The organism is Lelliottia sp. RD5 (assembly GCF_056032945.1).
The window spans coordinates 50,876-69,733 of sequence record NZ_JBVYHQ010000011.1 but is presented as its reverse complement, the minus strand read 5'-3'; the positions used below and the strand labels follow the sequence as shown (position 1 = coordinate 69,733).

General features: G+C 55.1%; 16 protein-coding genes. 7 read left to right on the top strand and 9 right to left on the bottom strand.

What is annotated here, in order from left to right:
- Positions 1-30 precede the first annotated feature (30 nt).
- Both rmuC and udp read right to left on the bottom strand, forming a co-directional pair.
- Positions 31-1,488 (bottom strand): DNA recombination protein RmuC, encoded by a 1,458-nt coding sequence (gene rmuC / locus AC0LWE_RS21400; protein WP_219347266.1) that lies wholly within the window; start codon positions 1,486-1,488, stop codon positions 31-33.
- Positions 1,489-1,626: 138 nt separating this feature from the next.
- Positions 1,627-2,388 (bottom strand): uridine phosphorylase, encoded by a 762-nt coding sequence (gene udp, locus AC0LWE_RS21395; RefSeq protein WP_015960922.1) that lies wholly within the window; start codon positions 2,386-2,388, stop codon positions 1,627-1,629.
- Positions 2,389-2,637: 249 nt separating this feature from the next.
- Between udp and AC0LWE_RS21390 the strand changes: the two genes are divergently transcribed.
- From AC0LWE_RS21390 to AC0LWE_RS21375, 4 genes are all read left to right on the top strand, one after another.
- Positions 2,638-3,444: a dienelactone hydrolase family protein gene (locus tag AC0LWE_RS21390; protein ID WP_059180709.1), complete on the top strand. Its 807-nt coding sequence runs from the start codon at positions 2,638-2,640 to the stop codon at positions 3,442-3,444.
- A 179-nt stretch (positions 3,445-3,623) separates the two neighbouring features.
- On the top strand, positions 3,624-5,435 hold the full coding sequence (locus AC0LWE_RS21385) for a beta-glucoside-specific PTS transporter subunit IIABC (RefSeq protein WP_219347265.1): 1,812 nt from the start codon (positions 3,624-3,626) through the stop codon (positions 5,433-5,435).
- Positions 5,435-6,898: a glycoside hydrolase family 1 protein gene (locus tag AC0LWE_RS21380; protein WP_219347264.1), complete on the top strand. Its 1,464-nt coding sequence runs from the start codon at positions 5,435-5,437 to the stop codon at positions 6,896-6,898. Before AC0LWE_RS21385 ends, AC0LWE_RS21380 begins: the two co-directional genes overlap by 1 nt.
- A 23-nt stretch (positions 6,899-6,921) precedes the next feature.
- Positions 6,922-7,758, top strand: coding sequence for a PRD domain-containing protein (locus tag AC0LWE_RS21375; protein WP_219347263.1), 837 nt, complete (start codon positions 6,922-6,924; stop codon positions 7,756-7,758).
- A 91-nt stretch (positions 7,759-7,849) separates the two neighbouring features.
- Here AC0LWE_RS21375 and metE read toward each other — a convergent pair whose 3' ends face one another.
- Positions 7,850-10,111 (bottom strand): 5-methyltetrahydropteroyltriglutamate--homocysteine S-methyltransferase, encoded by a 2,262-nt coding sequence (gene metE, locus AC0LWE_RS21370; protein WP_219347262.1) that lies wholly within the window; start codon positions 10,109-10,111, stop codon positions 7,850-7,852.
- 235 nt (positions 10,112-10,346) lie between these two features.
- Between metE and metR the strand changes: the two genes are divergently transcribed.
- Positions 10,347-11,300: an HTH-type transcriptional regulator MetR gene (gene metR, locus AC0LWE_RS21365; protein WP_059180714.1), complete on the top strand. Its 954-nt coding sequence runs from the start codon at positions 10,347-10,349 to the stop codon at positions 11,298-11,300.
- Here metR and AC0LWE_RS21360 read toward each other — a convergent pair.
- The 3 genes from AC0LWE_RS21360 to pldB all read right to left on the bottom strand — a co-directional run bounded on the left by AC0LWE_RS21360 (position 11,188) and on the right by pldB (position 14,001).
- Positions 11,188-12,087, bottom strand: a complete 900-nt coding sequence (locus tag AC0LWE_RS21360) for a carboxylate/amino acid/amine transporter (RefSeq protein WP_219347261.1) — start codon at positions 12,085-12,087, stop codon at positions 11,188-11,190. The two genes, metR and AC0LWE_RS21360, sit on opposite strands and share 113 nt — an antisense overlap.
- Before the next feature lie 92 nt (positions 12,088-12,179).
- Positions 12,180-12,980: a sugar/pyridoxal phosphate phosphatase YigL gene (gene yigL, locus AC0LWE_RS21355; protein WP_059180716.1), complete on the bottom strand. Its 801-nt coding sequence runs from the start codon at positions 12,978-12,980 to the stop codon at positions 12,180-12,182.
- A 25-nt stretch (positions 12,981-13,005) separates the two neighbouring features.
- Positions 13,006-14,001, bottom strand: a complete 996-nt coding sequence (gene pldB, locus AC0LWE_RS21350) for a lysophospholipase L2 (protein WP_219347260.1) — start codon at positions 13,999-14,001, stop codon at positions 13,006-13,008.
- Positions 14,002-14,110: 109 nt separating this feature from the next.
- On the opposite strand from pldB, the gene rhtB reads away from it, so the two are divergent.
- The gene (gene rhtB, locus AC0LWE_RS21345) at positions 14,111-14,731 is read left to right on the top strand and encodes a homoserine/homoserine lactone efflux protein (protein WP_131488617.1); all 621 of its coding nucleotides are present in this window, start codon (positions 14,111-14,113) and stop codon (positions 14,729-14,731) included.
- On the opposite strand, the gene rhtC is transcribed toward rhtB, so the two are convergent.
- From rhtC to pldA, 3 genes are all read right to left on the bottom strand, one after another.
- The gene (gene rhtC, locus AC0LWE_RS21340) at positions 14,728-15,348 is read right to left on the bottom strand and encodes a threonine export protein RhtC (protein ID WP_202694797.1); all 621 of its coding nucleotides are present in this window, start codon (positions 15,346-15,348) and stop codon (positions 14,728-14,730) included. The genes rhtB and rhtC overlap by 4 nt on opposite strands.
- 61 nt (positions 15,349-15,409) lie before the next feature.
- Complete coding sequence (gene recQ / locus AC0LWE_RS21335) at positions 15,410-17,239, bottom strand: ATP-dependent DNA helicase RecQ (protein WP_059180720.1); 1,830 nt, start codon at positions 17,237-17,239, stop codon at positions 15,410-15,412.
- 90 nt (positions 17,240-17,329) lie between these two features.
- Entirely contained in the window at positions 17,330-18,199 is an 870-nt protein-coding gene (gene pldA, locus AC0LWE_RS21330) for a phospholipase A (protein ID WP_059180721.1), read from the bottom strand.
- A 158-nt stretch (positions 18,200-18,357) separates the two neighbouring features.
- Here pldA and yigI point away from each other — a divergent pair, with 158 nt between their 5' ends.
- Positions 18,358-18,825 (top strand): acyl-CoA thioesterase YigI, encoded by a 468-nt coding sequence (gene yigI, locus AC0LWE_RS21325; protein ID WP_059180722.1) that lies wholly within the window; start codon positions 18,358-18,360, stop codon positions 18,823-18,825.
- The last annotated feature ends 33 nt before the right edge of the window (positions 18,826-18,858 follow it).

Below are 18,858 nucleotides of genomic sequence, written 5' to 3'. Positions count from 1 at the left end.
GTAACAGATTGGGCGCGTTTGCCCTACGATTCAACCACCCTGAAAGAATCGGTTTGCCTGCGTTTCGGACAATGCTTGTGCGGCTAAATCATTGTCTTGATTGTCTGTATTTTGCTCATTCACCCCGTCACGAAGGCGATATTCTTCATCCTGAGCCGTGGCCTGTTCGGCCAATTCCGGATTAATCTCGCGCTTGACCTCAACACCCAGGCTGCGAAACGCCTCAGCTTGTGAAAGCAGATTTCCTCGACCCGACGAGAGTTTTTTCATCGCCTGACGGTAATTCTCCTGTGCCCTGTCCAGGCTTTGCCCAACGGATGTCATGTCATCCACAAACAGGCGCATTTTGTCGTACAGCTTGCTGGCGCGATCGGCAATTTGCTGCGCGTTACGGCTTTGATGCTCGTACCGCCACAGGTTTGCGATGGTACGGAGCGCCACCAGCAGCGTGGTTGGACTGACCAGCATAATATTGTTTTTCAACGCTTCGGTGATAAGTTCTGGTTGTCTGTCCAGTGCCAGCAAAAATGCCGGTTCGACCGGAATAAACATCAGCACATAATCCAGCGAGCGCAGCCCTGGCAACTGTTGATAATCTTTTCGCCCCAACAGGCGAATGTGATTTCGTACCGAGGCGATGTGCTCCTGGAGTGCGGATTCTCGGGTGAAATCATCTTCGGCATTGAAGTAGCGCTCATAGGCCACCAGCGTCATTTTGGCGTCAATCACCACGTCTTTGCCCTGCGGCAGGCGCACGATGACATCGGGCTGCATCCGCGATCGGGTGTCGGTTTCAATGCTAACCTGCGTTTCGTATTCATACCCCTCGCGCAGACCAGAGGCTTCCAGCACGCGGGTGAGCACCACTTCGCCCCAGTTCCCCTGCGTTTTATTGTCGCCCTTGAGCGCACGCGTCAGGTTGACCGCCTCTTGCGCCATCTGCGCATTCAGCTGCTGGAGATTACGGATTTCATGCGCCAGGGTGTGGCGTTCACGCGACTCCTGGCCAAAGCTGTCCTGCACCTGACGACGAAAACCATCCAGTTGTTCACGCAGGGGGGTCAGCAAACCGTTCAGGCTCTGACGATTCTGCTCATCAACGCGGCGGTTGCTCTGCTCAAAGATGCGGTTAGCCAGATTTTCAAACTGCTCGCTCAGGCGCTGCTCGCTGTTGATCATCTGACGGATTTTGTCTTCGGCATGCAGCTGGGTGGATTCCAGACGGGTCGTGACTTCGCGCAGGTCGGCTTCTAAAGAGGTATTGATATCACGCAGATTACGCAGTTCATTGTTGAGCAATTCGCACTCTTCGCGCCAGTGCGCGCTCTGCGTAAGCTGTTGTTTTGCAGCACTGAGCTCAGCCACCATCTCTTCACGATCGGCCAGCTGATCGGCTTTATGTTGCGCATGCTGGTAGCTGGACATCAGCCAGCCCACACCCGCGCCCACCAGCGCAATGACTGCATAAATTAGGATTGAGATATCCACAACGCCCCCTGCATCAAACCATTACCCGCACAAAATAGAATTGTGCTGTATAAACGTCCAGTTTGAAAGGGGTTTCCTGCGAGGCGCTACGCAAAAAGAAAAGGCCGAACGCGTCGGCCTTTTATCTGAAAGGGGAAACTAGATCAGGCGGCGAGCCGCTTCAACCACGATTTTCACCGCGTGGCTTTCGGTTTTCTTCATGGTTTCTGCGTTTGGAATTTCTTGCTGGGTGCGGTTAACGATGACGCCCGCCACCATACCGGCACGCAGACCCTGGCTTGCGCACATGGTTAGCAGCGTTGCAGATTCCATTTCATAGTTCATTACGCCCATGGACTGCCACTCTTCCATCGAACCTTTAAAACGGTTCACCACGCGACCGGAGAAGGTGTCATAACGCTCCTGGCCTGGGTAGAAGGTGTCAGAAGAGGCGGTCACGCCGATGTGAGTCGTTGCGCCCACGGATTTCGCAGCTTCAACCAGCGCAGTGGTACATTCAAAGTCCGCCACGGCCGGATATTCCATTGGCGCAAAGTGCAGGCTTGCACCGTCAAGACGCACAGATGCAGTGGTCACCAGCACGTCGCCGACGTTGATGTGCGGCTGAATAGCGCCAGTGGTCCCGATACGCAGGAAAGTACGAATGCCCAGCTGTGCCAGCTCTTCAACGGCGATAGAGGTAGAAGGACCACCGATACCGGTCGAACACACGATAACGGCTTTGCCATCCAGCTCTGCACGCCAGGTGGTGAATTCGCGATGCGCAGCCAGCTTAACCGGCTTATCCATCAGCGCGGCGATCTTTTCCACACGCTCAGGATCGCCAGGGACGATAGCCAGCGTAGCCCCTTGTAAATCGTTTTTAGTGAGGCCGAGATGAAAAACATCAGACTTAGACATAGGTGACTCCTCTGTGGGTCGGGTTGTCAGAAGAAGTAAAACGGTACTTTACAGAAGCACCGGGCACATTTTCGTGACAGACCTCACCACGAATGAAAATGATTGCAGTTAATTACCATAAAATAGTGACACTCATCACACTAACAAGTTATATCGTTTACTACTGCACAAAAGATAGCCCGTTTCGGGCACTGTGAATTGTTAACTTGAGGTCTATATTTATTTGCACCAACGGGTACGGAGAATACCATGACTCAAAAAACGAATTTTGCACCTGCCGCCGCCCCTCTCGCGTCAACCATCGTTTCAACGTCTGAAGACGCCATCACGGCAGGCGAAACCTCGATCCCTTCCCAGGGTGAAAACATGCCCGCTTATCACGCGCGTCCAAAGGGCGTGGACGGGCCTTTGCCGATCGTCATTGTGGTTCAGGAGATTTTTGGCGTTCACGAACATATTCGGGACGTCTGCCGTCGCCTGGCGCTGGAGGGGTATCTGGCCGTCGCGCCGGAGCTGTACTTCCGTCAGGGCGACCCCAATGAATACAGCGATATCCCCACGCTGTTCAGCAATCTGGTTAGCAAAGTACCGGATGCGCAGGTGCTGGCCGATCTCGATCATGTCGCCAGTTGGGCGGCGCGTAACGGCGGCGATGCGCATCGGCTAATGGTCACGGGCTTCTGCTGGGGCGGACGCATCACCTGGCTTTATGCCGCACACAATCCGCAACTGAAAGCCGCCGTGGCCTGGTATGGCAAGCTGGTTGGCGAGAAAACGCTGAATTCACCTAAGCATCCGGTGGATATCGCGGTCGATCTCAATGCGCCCGTTCTTGGGCTTTACGGTGGCGAAGATACGGGCATTTCGCTGGAGAGCGTCGAGACGATGCGGCAGGCGCTGCGTGCCGCGAATGCCAAAGCAGAAATCGTGGTTTATCCGGAGGCGGGCCATGCGTTTAACGCCGATTATCGCCCAAGCTATCACGAAGAATCGGCCAAAGACGGCTGGCAGCGAATGCTGGCGTGGTTCCGGCAGTATGGCGCGAAAAAGGGTTAAGCCGCTCACAATTTAACGTACGAAGCACAACGGTTGATTGACTTTTAAACAGCTTTTGACCGATATAAAAAGCACAGGCGTGTAACTACGATCCGTAGGCAAGACCTGAAGCCCATTTCTCCTCCCCGGGGGAAATGGGCTTCAGGTCTTTTTTTTTGCTCTGGAGACAGGGGCCAGACATGAATCATTTGCAGACAGCACTGGACGTCATCGCCCATGTGGGTGGCGCTGAGAATATCGAACATATCGAGCATTGCTCTACCCGCTTGCGGCTGAGCCTGTACGACAACGGCAAAGTGAATGAAACCGCGCTGGCGAAAATTGACGGTGTGCTGGGCGTGCGCGTCAACGTGCAGTGCCAGGTGATTATTGGGCATGAAGTGGTTCAGGTTTACGAAGCGGTGCGGTCTCTGGTCGGCACGCCGCAGGGCAATACCCAGCCACACGCGAATAAACCCAACCGTTGGGCGCAAATCGTCGATTTTGTGATTAGTGTTTTCCAGCCTTTGGTCCCCGCGATTGCCGGCGGCGGTGTACTGAAATCACTGCTGCTGTTGCTGGATGTCGTGGGCTGGCTCAGCCGCGACAGCTCCACTTACAAAGTGCTGGATAATATCGGCTCTGCCCCACTCTATTTCCTGCCGATCCTGGTCGCTATCACGACCGCGACAAAGCTCAAGGTCAACGTGCTGGTCGCCGTCTCAGCCGTTGCGGTTATGGTGTTACCGGCGATGACCAAACAGCTGGCCGAGGGCGCGGAATTCATGTCGTTCGATCTGCGCAACGTGGCCTACGCCTCACAGGTCTTCCCGGCTATTCTATGCGTGCTGTTTTATGCGCAGACGGAAAAGTTTTTTAATCGTTACTCACCCGGCGCGCTGCGTATTTTCCTTTCACCGATGCTGTCGTTGCTGGCCACGGTTCCCGTCACGCTGCTGATTTTAGGGCCTTTGGGCTATGAACTGGGCGCAGGCCTGGCGACGGTCATTCTGTGGCTTTACGGGAAACTCGGTTTTGTGGCAACAGGATTGCTCGCCGCCGCGCTGCCGTTTATGGTCGCGGCCGGAATGCACAAACCGATGCTGCCCTATGCCGTGGCATCCATGAGCCAGTTTGGCCGCGAACTGCTGTATCTCCCCGCATCGCTGGCGCACAACATCGCTGAATCTGGCGCATGTCTGGCGATTGCGCTTAAAAGCAAAGACAAGGTGCTGAAATCGACCGCGTTTTCAGCGGGCATTTCCGCGCTGTTTGGCATTACCGAACCCGCGCTTTACGGCGTCACGCTGCTGAATAAAAAAGCGCTCTACAGCGTGATCCTCGGCAGCATCGTGGGCGGCGCTTTTATCGGCTGGATGGCGGTTGAAGCCTTTGCGATTGTGGGTCCAGGCCTTGCCAGTATCTCCATGTTCGTCTCGCCAGATAACCCGCTCAACATCCTCTGGGCGTTTGCCGGTGCCGGTCTGTCATTCGCCATCGCGTTTATCAGTGCCCTGCTGTTGTGGCGCGATAAAGTCACTGAGCAAACCGACGAACTGACGTTCACGCGTCCGATTGAAGGGCAAATCATTCCGCTGGAAAACGTGAATGACGATGTTTTCTCCCGCAAAATCATGGGTGACGGCATCGCGATTGTCCCCTCTCAAGGCGTGCTGCGTGCCCCGGCGGACGGCACTATCGTTAACGTGTTTGAAAGCGGCCACGCGCTGAGTCTTCTCACCGATGCGGGTGTAGAACTGATTTTCCACATCGGAATCGACACCATCAAGCTGCAAGGCGAAGGGTTTTCCCCCAAGGTTCAGGAAGGCCAGCACGTGAAAAGCGGCGAAACGCTGATTGAATTTTCTCTTGATACCCTCACCGCAGCAGGTCTCGATCCGGTGGTGATAATGGTGGTGACGAACGGCGAACGTTTCTCGCTCACGCCACATAGCCACGACGACAAAAATCCAAATCCTCACATCATCATGACGCTAAAGGAGTCCGTGTAATGGATAAATCCCTCCCGTTCCCGCAAGGTTTTTTATGGGGCGGCGCAATTGCCGCTAATCAGGCCGAAGGCGCCTGGAACGTTGATGGCAAAGGGCCGTCGGTGGCGGATGCCATCACCTGGAAACCCAATCTGTCGCTGAAAGATTATGACGGCCATATGGCGCTGACGGATGAAAATATTCAGGATGCGTTTGAAGGCAAAAACGACAAACTTTATCCAAAACGTCGCGGCATCGATTTCTATCACCACTATAAAGACGATATCGCGCTGTTCGCCGAAATGGGCTTTAAAGTCCTGCGTGTGTCCATCGCCTGGTCGCGTATTTTCCCAGATGGTGAAGACGCTGCACCGAATGAAGCAGGCCTGCAATTTTACGAAGAGATGTTCCGCGAACTGCGTCGCCATAACATCGAGCCGCTGGTGACGCTGTCCCATTACGAGATGCCGCTGGCGCTCAGCGAGCGATATAACGGCTGGGTACACCGCAACGTGCTGGACGCGTTTGTGCGATTCAGTAATGTCTGTTTCGACCGCTATAAAGATCTGGTGCGCTACTGGCTCACGTTTAACGAAATCGACAGCATCCACCGCCACCCGTTTACCACCGCCGGTATCCGCAAAGAGAAATGTGCGCCGGGCAAAGCACAACAGGATATTTATCAAGGGCTGCATCATCAGTTTGTCGCCTCGGCGCTGGTGACGCGTGACTGCCACGCCAAAATTCCCGGCAGCCAGGTGGGCTGTATGCTCACCAAACTCACCACCTATCCGCACAGCTGCCGCCCGGAAGACGTTGAAGCGACGCTGAAAAAGAATCTCGAAAACTATTTCTATGCGGATGTGCAGGTGTTCGGGGAATACCCGCCGCTGATCCTGCGCGATCTGGCGAGCCGCGACATTCAGATTGACATGCAGGCCGACGATCAGCGCATTTTAAAAGAAAACACCGTCGATTTCGTCTCGTTCAGTTACTACATGTCACTGACCGAATCGACGCAGCCGGACGTTGAACGCATCCCAGGCAATACCATTCTTGGGGTGAAAAACCCGTATCTGCCTGCGTCGGAATGGGGGTGGCAAATCGACCCGGTTGGGCTAAAAATTTCCCTGCTCGAACTGTACGACCGTTACCAAAAGCCGCTGTTTATCGTTGAAAATGGGCTGGGCGCGAAGGATATCGTCGAGAATGGCAAGGTGCACGACAGCTATCGTATCGACTATTTCCGCGCCCATTTTGAGCAAACTTTGGCGGCTATCAATGAAGGGGTGGATGTGATGGGATTCACCACCTGGGGATGCATCGACATTATTAGCGCAGGCACGTCGCAGATGTCCAAGCGCTATGGCTTTATCTATGTCGATCAGGATGACGAAGGCAACGGCACCTTACAGCGCCTGAAAAAAGACTCTTTTGAGTGGTATCAGAAAGTGATCGCCAGCAATGGCGCTGACATGCGCTAAACGGCCAGGCCGCAGGAATAACCGTGATTACGATAAAAAAATCGCTCAATAACAGCATGCTGCTGGTCGACAACGATCAGCGGGAGATGATTTTGTTTGGCAAAGGGATTGGCTTTGGCGCGAAAGCGGGGAGCCAAATCGACCTGACGCAGGTGGAGAAAGTCTTCCTGCCGCTAAGCGATCTTAAGTCCCGTCACTTTTTATCGCTCACGGACACCATTCCTGCGGCATTCTTTGAAGTAAGCCACGAGATTTTGACGCTGGCGCGCAGCGTTTGCGGCGACAAACTCAACTCGGTGCTGCTTTTCACCCTCGCCGAGCATCTGCACTTTGCGGTAGAACGCAGCCGCAGCGGGCAGGTGATCCTCAATAAGCTAAGCTGGGAAGTGAAGCGCTACTACCCGCAAGAATACAGCGTCGGGATGCAGGCGCGGGCAAACGTGAACGCGCAGTTTGGCGTTGACCTGCCGGAAGATGAAGCGGTGAACATCGCCTTTCATCTGATTAACGCCAGCGGCCAGACCGACGACAGTTCGGCGCATCTGCAGGTTGAGCTGGTCAATCGTATCGCCGAGATTGTGCGGTATAAATTGAGCAAAGCCATTGATACGCAGTCGGTGAACTACATGCGATTTATTACCCATCTGCGCTACTTTGCCGAGCGGGTTTTAACCGGGAAAATTGTGGTCAGCGAGACCGACGATTTTTATCAAGAGTTAATGCGTCATCGCCCAGATGCCATGACCGTAGCATGGGTGATCCGCGATTATGTGCAGGAAAAACATCAACTCACGCTGCCAAAAGACGAGCTGACGTGGCTGAGCATTCATATTAGCCGGTTAATGGAAGGCCATGCTTAGGGCTGCCGTTTGAGATGAACAAAGCGACTTTTCAGCCGCCTGTTCCCCTCACCTTACCCTCTCCCCAAACAGAAGAGGGCTATTCAGGCCATTAACCCTGACGCAGATTCTGCGCGGCTTGTACCATATTCGCCAGCGCGGCGCGGGTTTCCGGCCAGCCACGGGTTTTCAGGCCGCAGTCCGGGTTCACCCACAGACGCTCCGCCGGAATACGCTGAGCGGCTTTTGCCAGCAACGCCTCGATCCATTCCACGCTTGGCACATTCGGGGAGTGAATGTCGTACACGCCCGGGCCGATTTCGTTCGGATAGTCGAACTCTTCGAACGACTCCAGCAGTTCCATGTCTGAACGCGAGGTTTCGATGGTGATCACGTCGGCATCCAGCGCCGCGATAGACGCCATGATGTCGTTAAATTCGCAGTAACACATGTGGGTGTGGATCTGCGTATCGTTCTTTGCCACGGCGGCGCTGATACGGAAAACCTCCACGCCCCATTGCAGGTAAGCATCCCAGTCGCTACGACGCAGCGGCAAGCCTTCGCGCAGTGCCGGTTCGTCAATCTGGATAATGCCGATGCCTGCGGCTTCGAGATCCGCCACTTCGTCGCGCAGCGCCAGGGCAATCTGTCTGGCGATGGTTTCACGTGTCACATCTTCACGCGGGAATGACCAGCAAAGAATGGTCACCGGACCGGTCAACATGCCTTTCACCGGTTTGTCCGTCAGGGATTGCGCGTACTTTGCCCACTCAACGGTAATCGCTTCTGGACGGCTGACGTCACCAATCACGACCGGCGGTTTCACGCAGCGGGAACCGTAGCTCTGCACCCAGCCGTTTTGGGTAAACACAAAACCATCCAGGTGCTCACCAAAGTATTCCACCATGTCATTACGCTCGGCTTCGCCATGCACCAGCACGTCCAGCCCCAAACGCTCCTGCTCAACAATCGCCTGCTTGATGTGTTCCGCAATGCCGGTGCGGTAGTGGTTGGCGTCGAGATTGCCTTTTTTGAAGTCCAGACGCAGGCTGCGGATTTCAGTGGTCTGCGGGAAAGAACCGATCGTGGTGGTCGGCCACGCGGGCAGGTTGAAGCGCGCACGCTGCGCTTCGGCACGCACTGCGTAGGCGTTTTCACGCTGGCTGTCATTCGCGGTGATTGCCGCCAGACGTTTTTCCACCGCCGCGTTATGCACGCGAGTCGAATGACGACGCGCCTGAATCGGCGCACTCCACTCGACCAGCTTCGCGGTGTCGCCGCTGTTCAGCGCATCACGCAGCAGGGCCAGCTCTTCACATTTTTGCAGTGCGAAGGCGAACCAGCTTTTGATCTCCGCATTCAGTCGCGTTTCGACGCTCAGATCGATTGGGCTGTGCAGCAAGGAGCACGAAGAGGCAATCCACAAATCACGTTTGCCGACGATGTCTTTAATCTGCGCGTATTTCTCCGTCAGATCGGCACGCCAGACGTTGCGCCCGTTCACCAGGCCCGCAGACAGCAGCCAGTCGGACGGCAGGCGTTTGTTAAGTTCAGCCACATCATCTTTGCCGTGAACCAGATCCACATGCAGACCCTGCACTGGCAGCGCGGTGATGGTGTCGAGATTCGGCGTGACGCCTTCAAAATAGGTGGTCAGCAGCAGTTTGGTCTGGCCCGTCAGCGCGTCGTAAGCCGGTTTAAACGCTTCCAGCCACGCCTGCGGCAGCTCCAGCACCAGCGCGGGCTCATCGATTTGTACCCACTCAACGCCGCGTTTTGCCAGTTCAGCCAGCACCTGTTGGTATACCGGCAAAATGTCGTTTAACAGGCCCAGGCGGTCAAACTGCTCGCCTTTCACTTTACCCAGCCACAGATACGTCACCGGCCCGAGCAAAACCGGCTTAATGTTGTGGCCCAGCGCCAGCGCTTCGTCCACCTCATCCAGAAGCTGTGTCCAGGTCAGTTTGAACTGCTGGCCTTTCACAAACTCAGGAACCATATAGTGGTAGTTGGTGTTAAACCATTTGGTCATTTCTGCCGCCGCCGCTGGCTCGCCGGTTGGCGCACGGCCACGGCCCAGGCGGAACAGGGTGTCGATATCCACCGATCCATCTTTGTTCTGATGACGAGCCGGCACGTTGCCAAGCAGCAGGCTGGTGGTCAGAACATGGTCGTACCAGGCGAAATCGCCCACCGGCAGCAGATCAATGCCTGCCTGTTTTTGCTGATCCCAGTGACGAGCGCGCAGCTCACGGCCAACGGCCAACAGCTCTTCGCGGGTGGAGTGACCCGCCCAGTAACTTTCTTGTGCTTTTTTCAGTTCGCGGCGCAAACCAACGCGAGGGAAACCGAGAGTGTGGTTGATTACAGTCATGTGTCATTCCTCTAAATGTTTATAAATCCGATGGATTTTGAATTTAGGGAAGGCGGCAAGTTTGCGCATCCCCGGGAGCTTACATGAGTAAGTGACCAGGGTGAGTAAACGCAGCCAACGCACCATAAATTTAAAAGACGAAGGATTTGGACGTCCAGATGTTTACACATCCATAATTGGCGGTTACTGTATATTCCTCAAGCGCAAAATACTCATGGCGAAGTGAAGGACTTTCATGATCGAGATAAAACACCTGAAAACGCTACAAGCGTTGCGGAATTGCGGGTCGCTCGCGGCGGCGGCGGCCACGCTGCACCAGACGCAATCCGCGCTGTCACACCAGTTCAGCGATCTGGAACAACGCCTTGGCTTTCGTCTGTTCGTGCGTAAGAGCCAGCCGCTGCGCTTTACGCCGCAGGGTGAAATTTTGCTCCAGCTTGCCAACCAGGTATTGCCGCAGATCGCTACCGCGCTGCAGTCCTGCAATGAACCGCAGCAAACGAAATTGCGCATCGCCATTGAGTGTCACAGCTGTATTCAGTGGCTGACGCCAGCGCTAGAGAATTTCCGCCAGCACTGGCCGCAGGTGGAGATGGACTTTAAATCGGGTATGACGTTTGACCCGCAGCCGTCGCTTCAGCAGGGCGAACTGGATCTGGTGATGACGTCCGATATTTTGCCGCGCAGCGGGCTGCACTACTCGCCGATGTTTGATTATGAAGTGCGTCTGGTGCTGGCTCCGGATCATCCGTTAGCAGTAAAAACGCGTATCACGCCGGAAGATTTGGCGACCGAAACGCTGCTGATTTATCCGGTGCAGCGCAGTCGTCTGGATATCTGGCGGCATTTCCTGCAACCGGCGGGCATCAGCCCGAACCTGAAAAGCGTCGATAACACGCTGCTGTTGATTCAGATGGTGGCAGCCAGGATGGGTATCGCAGCGCTGCCGCATTGGGTGGTAGAGAGTTTTGAGCGCCAGGGTCTGGTGGTCACTAAAACCCTGGGCGAGGGATTGTGGAGCCGGCTGTACTCCGCCGTGCGCGATGGCGAGCAGCGTCAGCCGGTCACGGAAGCGTTTATTCGTTCAGCGCGGAATCACGCTTGCGACCATTTGCCGTTTGTTCGGAGCGCGGAGCGACCCAATGGCGATGCACCCACAGTGAAGCCAGGATCACCGCTCCCCCAATAATAAAGCTCGGCCAGTGCGGTTGTTCCTGCCAGATGGCCAGGTTCACCAGCAGGCCAGCGGGCACATGGACGTTGTTCATAATGCCCAGCGTTCCGGCGTCTACCTGCGTAGCGCCGTAGTTCCACATAAAGTAGCCCAGCCCTGACGCCACAACGCCCAGCCAAATCAGCACGCTCCACTGCACCGTGGTCGTCGGCAATTTCTGCGGATTACCCAGCATAAACCACGCCACGACGGCGACGATAAACGCCCCTATATAGAACCATGCAAAGGCATTGTGCTGCGGCATCGGACGGGTTTCCATCAGGCGTTTGTAGCCAACCATACCCATCGCAAAGCTGATGTTAGCGAGCTGAACGAACATCAGCCCGGTCCAGAAGTGATCGCTCACTTTGTCGTAGCGAATAATCGCCGCACCCGCAACCGCAAGCAGCGCGCTCAGCACGTAGCCCCAGCGTAAACGCCGTTTGCTCAGGAGGTCGTAAATTAGCGTGATATAGAGCGGCGTCAGCACGGTGAACAACAGGAATTCTGAGACCGACAGATAGACATACGCGCGGAAGCTGAACAGATACATGACGCCGAGCTGCATCGCGCCCACCAGCATATACAGCAGAATGGTTTTGAACGTTTGTCCGCGCAGACGCAGAAAGGGCAGGAACACCAGCGCCGCCAGCCCCACGCGCATCAGCACGGAGAAATAGCTATCGACATGCCCGGCGAGATATTCACCGATCAGGCTGAACGAGAAGGCCCACAGAATAGTGGTGATAATGAGTAGCGCCACAATGCTTGTCTCTCAGGAAGAAGGACAGGCATTGTAGCGGACTCTTCAGTTGACAACTGAGCGTTAATTAATCAGTCGAGACGTTAGGGCAATTACTCAAGAAACAGCTTACGCAGATAATTCGGCACGGCGTTGTCGCCGTTGGTGCCGATCACTTCCAGCTCCGGGTGCAGATCTTTCAAACGCTGGTGCGCGTTTTCCATGATGCAGCCTTTACCCGCCATGGAGAGCATTTCTGCGTCGTTCATGCCGTCGCCAAAGGCGATGCAATCTTTCAGCTCAAAGCCCATGCGTTTGGCAACCGCTTCCAGGGCGTGGCCTTTCGACACGCCGCCCGCCATCACTTCCAGACAGGTCAGCGTGGAGAAGCTGACGTTCACGCGATCGCCCCAGCGCGCGTTAATCGCCTGCTCCAGCGGCAGCAGCTCTTCGTGGGTATCGCAGGTGAAGAACACTTTGCTGATCCCTTCCGGCTCCAGTAAAGCGGGCTCATACAGCGTGTAGTTAAATACCGCTTCTTTGAAGAAACGCATCTCATCCGGGCGGTGACGGTTCATAAACCAGTCGTCGTTGCGATAGACGTTAGTGACGATCTTCGGGTTGTCATGCACGACGCCGAACAGATCGGCCGCGATATCGCGATCCAGATCGTGAGTGAAAATAAGATTGCCATCAGTGTCGTGCACGCGCGCACCGTTGGAGGTGATCATGTACGCCTTAATCTCCAGGCCATCGCGGATTTGCCCGACGTCAACATGGTGGCGACCCGTCGCGAAGACAAAATTCACGCCACGCGCGGTCAGGAGTTTTAAGGTCTCTTTCGCGTACGGCGATAAGGTGTGATCGGGGGAAAGTAACGTGCCATCTAAGTCAGATGCAACAACCTGGTACATAGGAGAATTTAACCTCAATAGAAAATCAGTTATGCCTGTCGAAAAATTCAACAATGGCGTTTAGCGCGACTGAGCGCATGGCGTCCTTTTCAAAAAGGATCTCATGGAACGCACCGTTTATGACCAGCGGTTTTCCCCCTTCGCAAGGGTGACCCGCCGCAGCGCGCAATTCGCAAAAGCGTTCATGCATGCGGTTATCCACCACACGCTCTTCTTCTGCCTGAATCAATAATGTCGGCGTATTATCGTCACCCACGCCTGCCAGCGCAGACTCACCCGCGAGAATACCTTCACGCACCCAGTGATACGTCGGGCCGCCCACGCGCAAACGCGGTTCATCGGCATAGAAACGCAGATTTCGGCGATAACGTTGCCGACTGTGTGTCAGCACGTTAATCGCAAAGGGCAACGCGCGCCAGCGTCCGGTTCCGATAGCGTAGCCTTCGCGAATGCGCTGATGGCCCTCAGCCCAGTCGAGAATATGGCGCACCATCCAGTCCGGAAAACGCATGACGATGCCGAACATGGGCGCAGTGAGCGCAATGGCGTCGCACTGATGCTGGGGATAGCGCTGTAAAAACAGCGTGGCGATCGCGCCCCCCATAGAGTGCGCAAGAATATAACGTTTACGCCACGGGCCTGCCTGCACCTCCTGCTGCCAGAACGCGGCGAGATCGTCGACATAATCACTGAAATGATCAACGTGGCCACGATGCGTGTCCGACAGTAAACGCCCGGAACGCCCTTGCCCACGATGGTCAATAATGAAGACATCAAAACCAAGATGGAACAAGTCGTAAGCCAGTTCAGCGTATTTAACGTAGCTTTCAATACGACCGGGGCACACGACGATCACGCGATCGTTTTTGCTATCCCGAAAACGCACAAAGCGAACCGGGACATTGTCCACGCCCATGATCTCGGCTTCTTCGCGCTGACGCCAGAAATCGGTCAGCGGCCCCATGGAGAAAGCAGCAAATGCGTTCTCGCGTGTTTCCCAGTCCTTTTTCTGCTGAAACATTGGGTTTCCACCCCTGTAAGCCATGGAATATCGTTTTTTCGTGACGCATCACAAAATGCGCTGACAATAGCGTATTGTGGCATAAAAATAGACGATTCGGGAGTTTCAAATGACCTTCGAGTGGTGGTTCGCTTACCTGCTGACATCCATTATCCTGAGCCTTTCACCGGGTTCTGGCGCGATCAATACCATGACCACCTCCATTAGCCACGGTTATCGCGGTGCGGCGGCGTCTATCGCCGGTTTGCAAACGGGGCTGGGGATCCACATCGTGCTGGTTGGCATCGGTTTGGGCACGCTCTTCTCGCGATCTATTCTGGCCTTTGAAGTGCTGAAATGGGCGGGCGCGGCGTATCTGATTTGGCTGGGCATCCAGCAGTGGCGCGCGGCGGGCTCAATTGACCTGAACACACTGGCGCACACGCAAAGCCGTGGGCGACTGTTCAAACGCGCCGTGTTCGTCAATCTGACCAACCCGAAAAGCATCGTCTTTCTGGCAGCGCTGTTCCCGCAGTTTATCGTCCCGCATCAGCCACAGGTGATGCAGTACATCGTGCTTGGCGCGACGACCATTATTGTCGATATCATCGTGATGATTGGCTACGCGACGCTGGCGCAGCGAATTGCGGGATGGATTAAAGGGCCTAAACAGATGAAGGCCCTGAATAAAGTCTTTGGATCGCTGTTTATGCTGATTGGCGCGCTGCTTGCGTCAGCGCGACATGCTTAGCGAGAGAGGATGAGATGAATGCCAAAGCCGGCGAACAGTGCGCCGGCAAAACCGTCGATCCATTTCGCCAGGCGCTGATAGCCACGGCGCATTGACGGGAGCGCAAACAGGCTTGCCACCACCGTAAACCAGGCGAACGTTTCCACCACGATCAGCAGGAAAATCCCCCAGCGCGCGCCTGCGCCCACGTCATCACCGACAAAAAGGGAGAACACGGAACCAAAATAGATAATCGCTTTTGGGTTCGCCAGATTGGTCAGCAGACCTTTCACAAAGCTGCGGCCACCCGTTGCCAGTTCGATATGAGGTTCACCCGACACTTTTTCTTCTTTCTTCAGCGCCCCGCGCAGCATCTGATAACCCATCCAACACAGATACAACCCGCCGCCGACCATAATGATGTTATGCAGCCAGGCCATTTTCGCGAGAATCAAATTCAGGCCAAGCAGCGCGACAGCTGCCCATACCATGACGCCCATGGTAATGCCGAGCACACCCATCATCGCCTCTTTGCGGGAGCGGCTGACGGCGGTCTGGGATACAAAGAAAAAGTCTGGGCCAGGGCTCATCAGCGCAACGATATGCACCAACGCCACGGTAAGAAATAGCATTAACATAGTTAACTCGCGGGGAAATAATTCACAGAGCAATCATCCTGGCACTTTTTCGCCGGTCTGACTACTCCTCATCATCACCGTCAGCATGCGAACGAATCAGCGCCATAAACTCTTTACCAAAGCGCTCGAGTTTGCGCGTGCCGACACCGTTGACGCTGAGCATTTCGCTGGCGCTGAGCGGCATCTGCTCGGCCATTTCGATAAGCGTCGCATCGTTGAACACCACATACGGCGGGATGTTCTCTTCGTCGGCAATGGCTTTACGCAGCTTGCGCAGCTTGGCGAACAGCTTGCGATCGTAATTGCCGCCGTAGGATTTCTGCATAACGCGCGGTTTCAGGGCGATAACGCGCGGTACGGCGAGCTGCAGCTCGATATCACCGCGCAGCACCGGGCGTGCGGCTTCGGTCAGCTGCAGCGCAGAGTGCTGGGCAATATTCTGTGTTGCGAAACCCAGGTGAATCAGCTGGCGGATAATGCTTACCCAGTGCTCGTGGCTCTGCTCTTTGCCGATGCCGTAGACAGGCAATTTGTCATGGCCCATCTCGCGGATACGCTGGTTGTTCGCCCCGCGCAGCACTTCCACCACGTAGCCCATCCCGAAGCGCTGATTGACGCGCCCGATAGTCGACAGCGCCTTACGCGCATCCATTAAGCCATCGTACTGCTTCGGCGGGTCGAGGCAGACATCGCAGTTACCGCACGGCTCCTGACGCCCTTCACCAAAGTAGTTGAGGAGCACCAGACGGCGGCAGGTCTGCGCTTCGGCAAACGCGCCCATCGCGTTGAGCTTGTGACGCTCGATATCCAGCATCTGCCCTTGGGGTTTCTCTTCAAGACAGCGACGCAGCCAGGCCATATCAGCCGGGTCGTAAAACAGCATCGCTTCCGCAGGCAGGCCGTCACGCCCGGCACGGCCCGTTTCCTGATAGTAGGATTCGATATTGCGCGGGATGTCGAAATGCACCACAAAGCGCACGTTGGGCTTATTGATGCCCATCCCGAATGCGACTGTGGCAACAACAATTTGCAGGTCGTCGCGCTGGAATTTCTCCTGCACGTCAGCACGAATGTGATTTTCTAATCCGGCATGGTAGGCCGCAGCGCTAAATCCACGGGTTTGCAAACGCGCGGCGGTGTCTTCCACTTTCGCGCGGCTGTTGCAGTAAATAATGCCCGATTTGCCGCGCTGCTCCTGCACGTAACGCAAGAGCTGATCCAGCGGCTTGAATTTTTCCATCAGCATGTAGCGGATATTGGGGCGATCGAAGCTGCTGACCTGGATAAACGGATCGTTAAGTCCAAGAAGACGGACGATATCCTGGCGGGTCGTGTCGTCAGCCGTGGCGGTAAGCGCCATGAACGGTAGCGCCGGGAAGCGCTGACGCAGCTGACCGAGCGCAGCATATTCCGGACGGAAATCGTGTCCCCACTGCGAAATACAGTGCGCTTCATCCACCGCCAGCAGCACCGGATTCCAGTGCGCAAGATGCTCGAGGAAGTTATCCAGCATTAGGCGTTCCGGCGCGATATAGAGCAGGCGAATTTGTCCGGTACGGCAACCCGCCATCACTTCCTGTTGCTGTTCGCGGGTTTGCGTGGAGTTGATACAGGCTGCGGCAACACCGTTCGCCAGCAGCTGGTCCACCTGATCTTTCATCAGCGAGATGAGCGGTGATACCACGACCGTCAGACCGTTGAGCACCAGCGCGGGCACCTGATAGCACAGGGATTTTCCGCCGCCGGTCGGCATGACCACCAGACAATCGCGGCCTTCCAGCACGGTTTCAATGATGGTTTCCTGGCCAGGGCGGAATTGCTGATAGCCAAAGGTTTCTTGTAAAACCTGTTTAGCCAGCGATTCCTGATTCAAAACTTCCGCCTGCGCCACGTTAACCCCATTTGCCAGAAATAAAACAGGCGCTATTTTCAGCGCCTGAGAGAGAAACTTCAACGTTTAACGCAAAAACATTCGCGATGCTTAGAAAAGATCGTTCAGCATCACGCCCACACCCACGCGGGTCTGGTTGAAGTTATAGTCGATGAGCGATTCACCGTAACCGCTGTAAACCTGCGTGTAGATGCGCATATGCCTGGTCACCGGATAGCTCAGGCCCATTTCCGCGCCCCCGTAGCCGGTGTTCCAGTTATATTGCCCTTTCACACTCAGTACAGCATCACCCAATTGATAGCCCACTTTCAGTTGATAGTAGCCCATGTATTTGGTGATATCCGGATTATCGTCGGTGCTTCCCAGCACGTACCACGGTTTAACTTCCACCATCCAGTTACCGTTTTGCGCCATCAAACGGGTATAGAGACGGTTCCAGCTGCGGGAGGTGGGGTCAGCGCGACCATTCGAATCGTGGTTATAACCCACTTCAACGTCGCGTAAGGTCCAGCCTGCGAATTCGTCATCCGTTGCAAAGCCGAGAAACAGCTGCGGTTCATAGTTCGTTTCGCGGAACGGAGAAGACTCACCGCTGTTAGACAGCTGCCACCAGGATTTTTGCGTGTAAGACGCGCCCAGCACTGAACTCGGCCCTAATATGCCGCGCCAGAGCGGAAACGCCAGGCTGAGCTGGAATTTAACTTCGTCTTTGCGCGCGTTATCTGACCAATTGTAAGAGCTAATGGCCTCTTTATTGATGTCGCTGGTTTGGGTGTAAATCAGATAGTTAGTGTCATACGGGTAAAGCGTGAACGGATTGTCATGCTCCTGAAGAAGGTTCGCAATAATGCTGCCATGAACGGCGGGCTTATCATGCACTTCTTTAATAGTGGCTTCCTGCGCAAATGCCGTAAAGGGCAGCGCAATCGCCGCCAGTAACCAACCCAGATACGTCCGCATCGGTGGTGCTCTCCTGCGAAATAAAATTTTGTGAATATTATGAGCAGCTCATTCTACCGATTTCTTCGTTTACGTCTCCCCCTCGTTTCTGAAAGTGGAAATTCGTATGCCAGAAGCATAAAATCAACATCTCATTAACAATAAGGATGTGATTTCTGATGTCAGCCACGCTTACCGCTGAAGACGCTTTGAAACTTGTGGGCGAGATTTTTGTTTACCATATGCCCTTTAACCGTGCGCTCGGGCTTGAACTGGAGCGTTACGAGAAGGGATTCGCCCAACTCAGTTTCAACAATCAGCCCATGATGGTCGGCAACTGGGCGCAAAGTATTTTGCATGGCGGCGTGATCGCCTCCGCGCTGGATGTCGCCGCAGGGCTGGTATGCGTGGGCAGTACGCTGGCGCGCCACGACACCATCAATGAAGACGAATTGCGTCAGCGCCTGTCGCGGATGGGCACCATCGATTTGCGCGTGGACTATTTGCGTCCTGGCCGTGGCAATCGCTTCACCGCCACCAGCAGTTTGCTGCGGGCGGGCAATAAGGTGGCCGTGGCCCGCGTCGAATTGCATAACGAAGAACAAGTTTACATCGCCAGCGCAACAGCCACTTATATGGTGGGTTGAGGCGGCAAAATCGGGTAAAATTACTTCACTTTT

Coding starts and splice junctions, on each gene's coding strand:
- udp (WP_015960922.1), bottom strand. CDS start 2,388: ATGTCTAAGTCTGATGTTTTTCATCTCGGCCTCACTAAAAACGATTTA.
- AC0LWE_RS21390 (WP_059180709.1), top strand. CDS start 2,638: ATGACTCAAAAAACGAATTTTGCACCTGCCGCCGCCCCTCTCGCGTCA.
- AC0LWE_RS21385 (WP_219347265.1), top strand. CDS start 3,624: ATGAATCATTTGCAGACAGCACTGGACGTCATCGCCCATGTGGGTGGC.
- AC0LWE_RS21380 (WP_219347264.1), top strand. CDS start 5,435: ATGGATAAATCCCTCCCGTTCCCGCAAGGTTTTTTATGGGGCGGCGCA.
- metE (WP_219347262.1), bottom strand. CDS start 10,111: ATGACTGTAATCAACCACACTCTCGGTTTCCCTCGCGTTGGTTTGCGC.
- metR (WP_059180714.1), top strand. CDS start 10,347: ATGATCGAGATAAAACACCTGAAAACGCTACAAGCGTTGCGGAATTGC.
- yigL (WP_059180716.1), bottom strand. CDS start 12,980: ATGTACCAGGTTGTTGCATCTGACTTAGATGGCACGTTACTTTCCCCC.
- pldB (WP_219347260.1), bottom strand. CDS start 14,001: ATGTTTCAGCAGAAAAAGGACTGGGAAACACGCGAGAACGCATTTGCT.
- rhtB (WP_131488617.1), top strand. CDS start 14,111: ATGACCTTCGAGTGGTGGTTCGCTTACCTGCTGACATCCATTATCCTG.
- rhtC (WP_202694797.1), bottom strand. CDS start 15,348: ATGTTAATGCTATTTCTTACCGTGGCGTTGGTGCATATCGTTGCGCTG.
- pldA (WP_059180721.1), bottom strand. CDS start 18,199: ATGCGGACGTATCTGGGTTGGTTACTGGCGGCGATTGCGCTGCCCTTT.
- yigI (WP_059180722.1), top strand. CDS start 18,358: ATGTCAGCCACGCTTACCGCTGAAGACGCTTTGAAACTTGTGGGCGAG.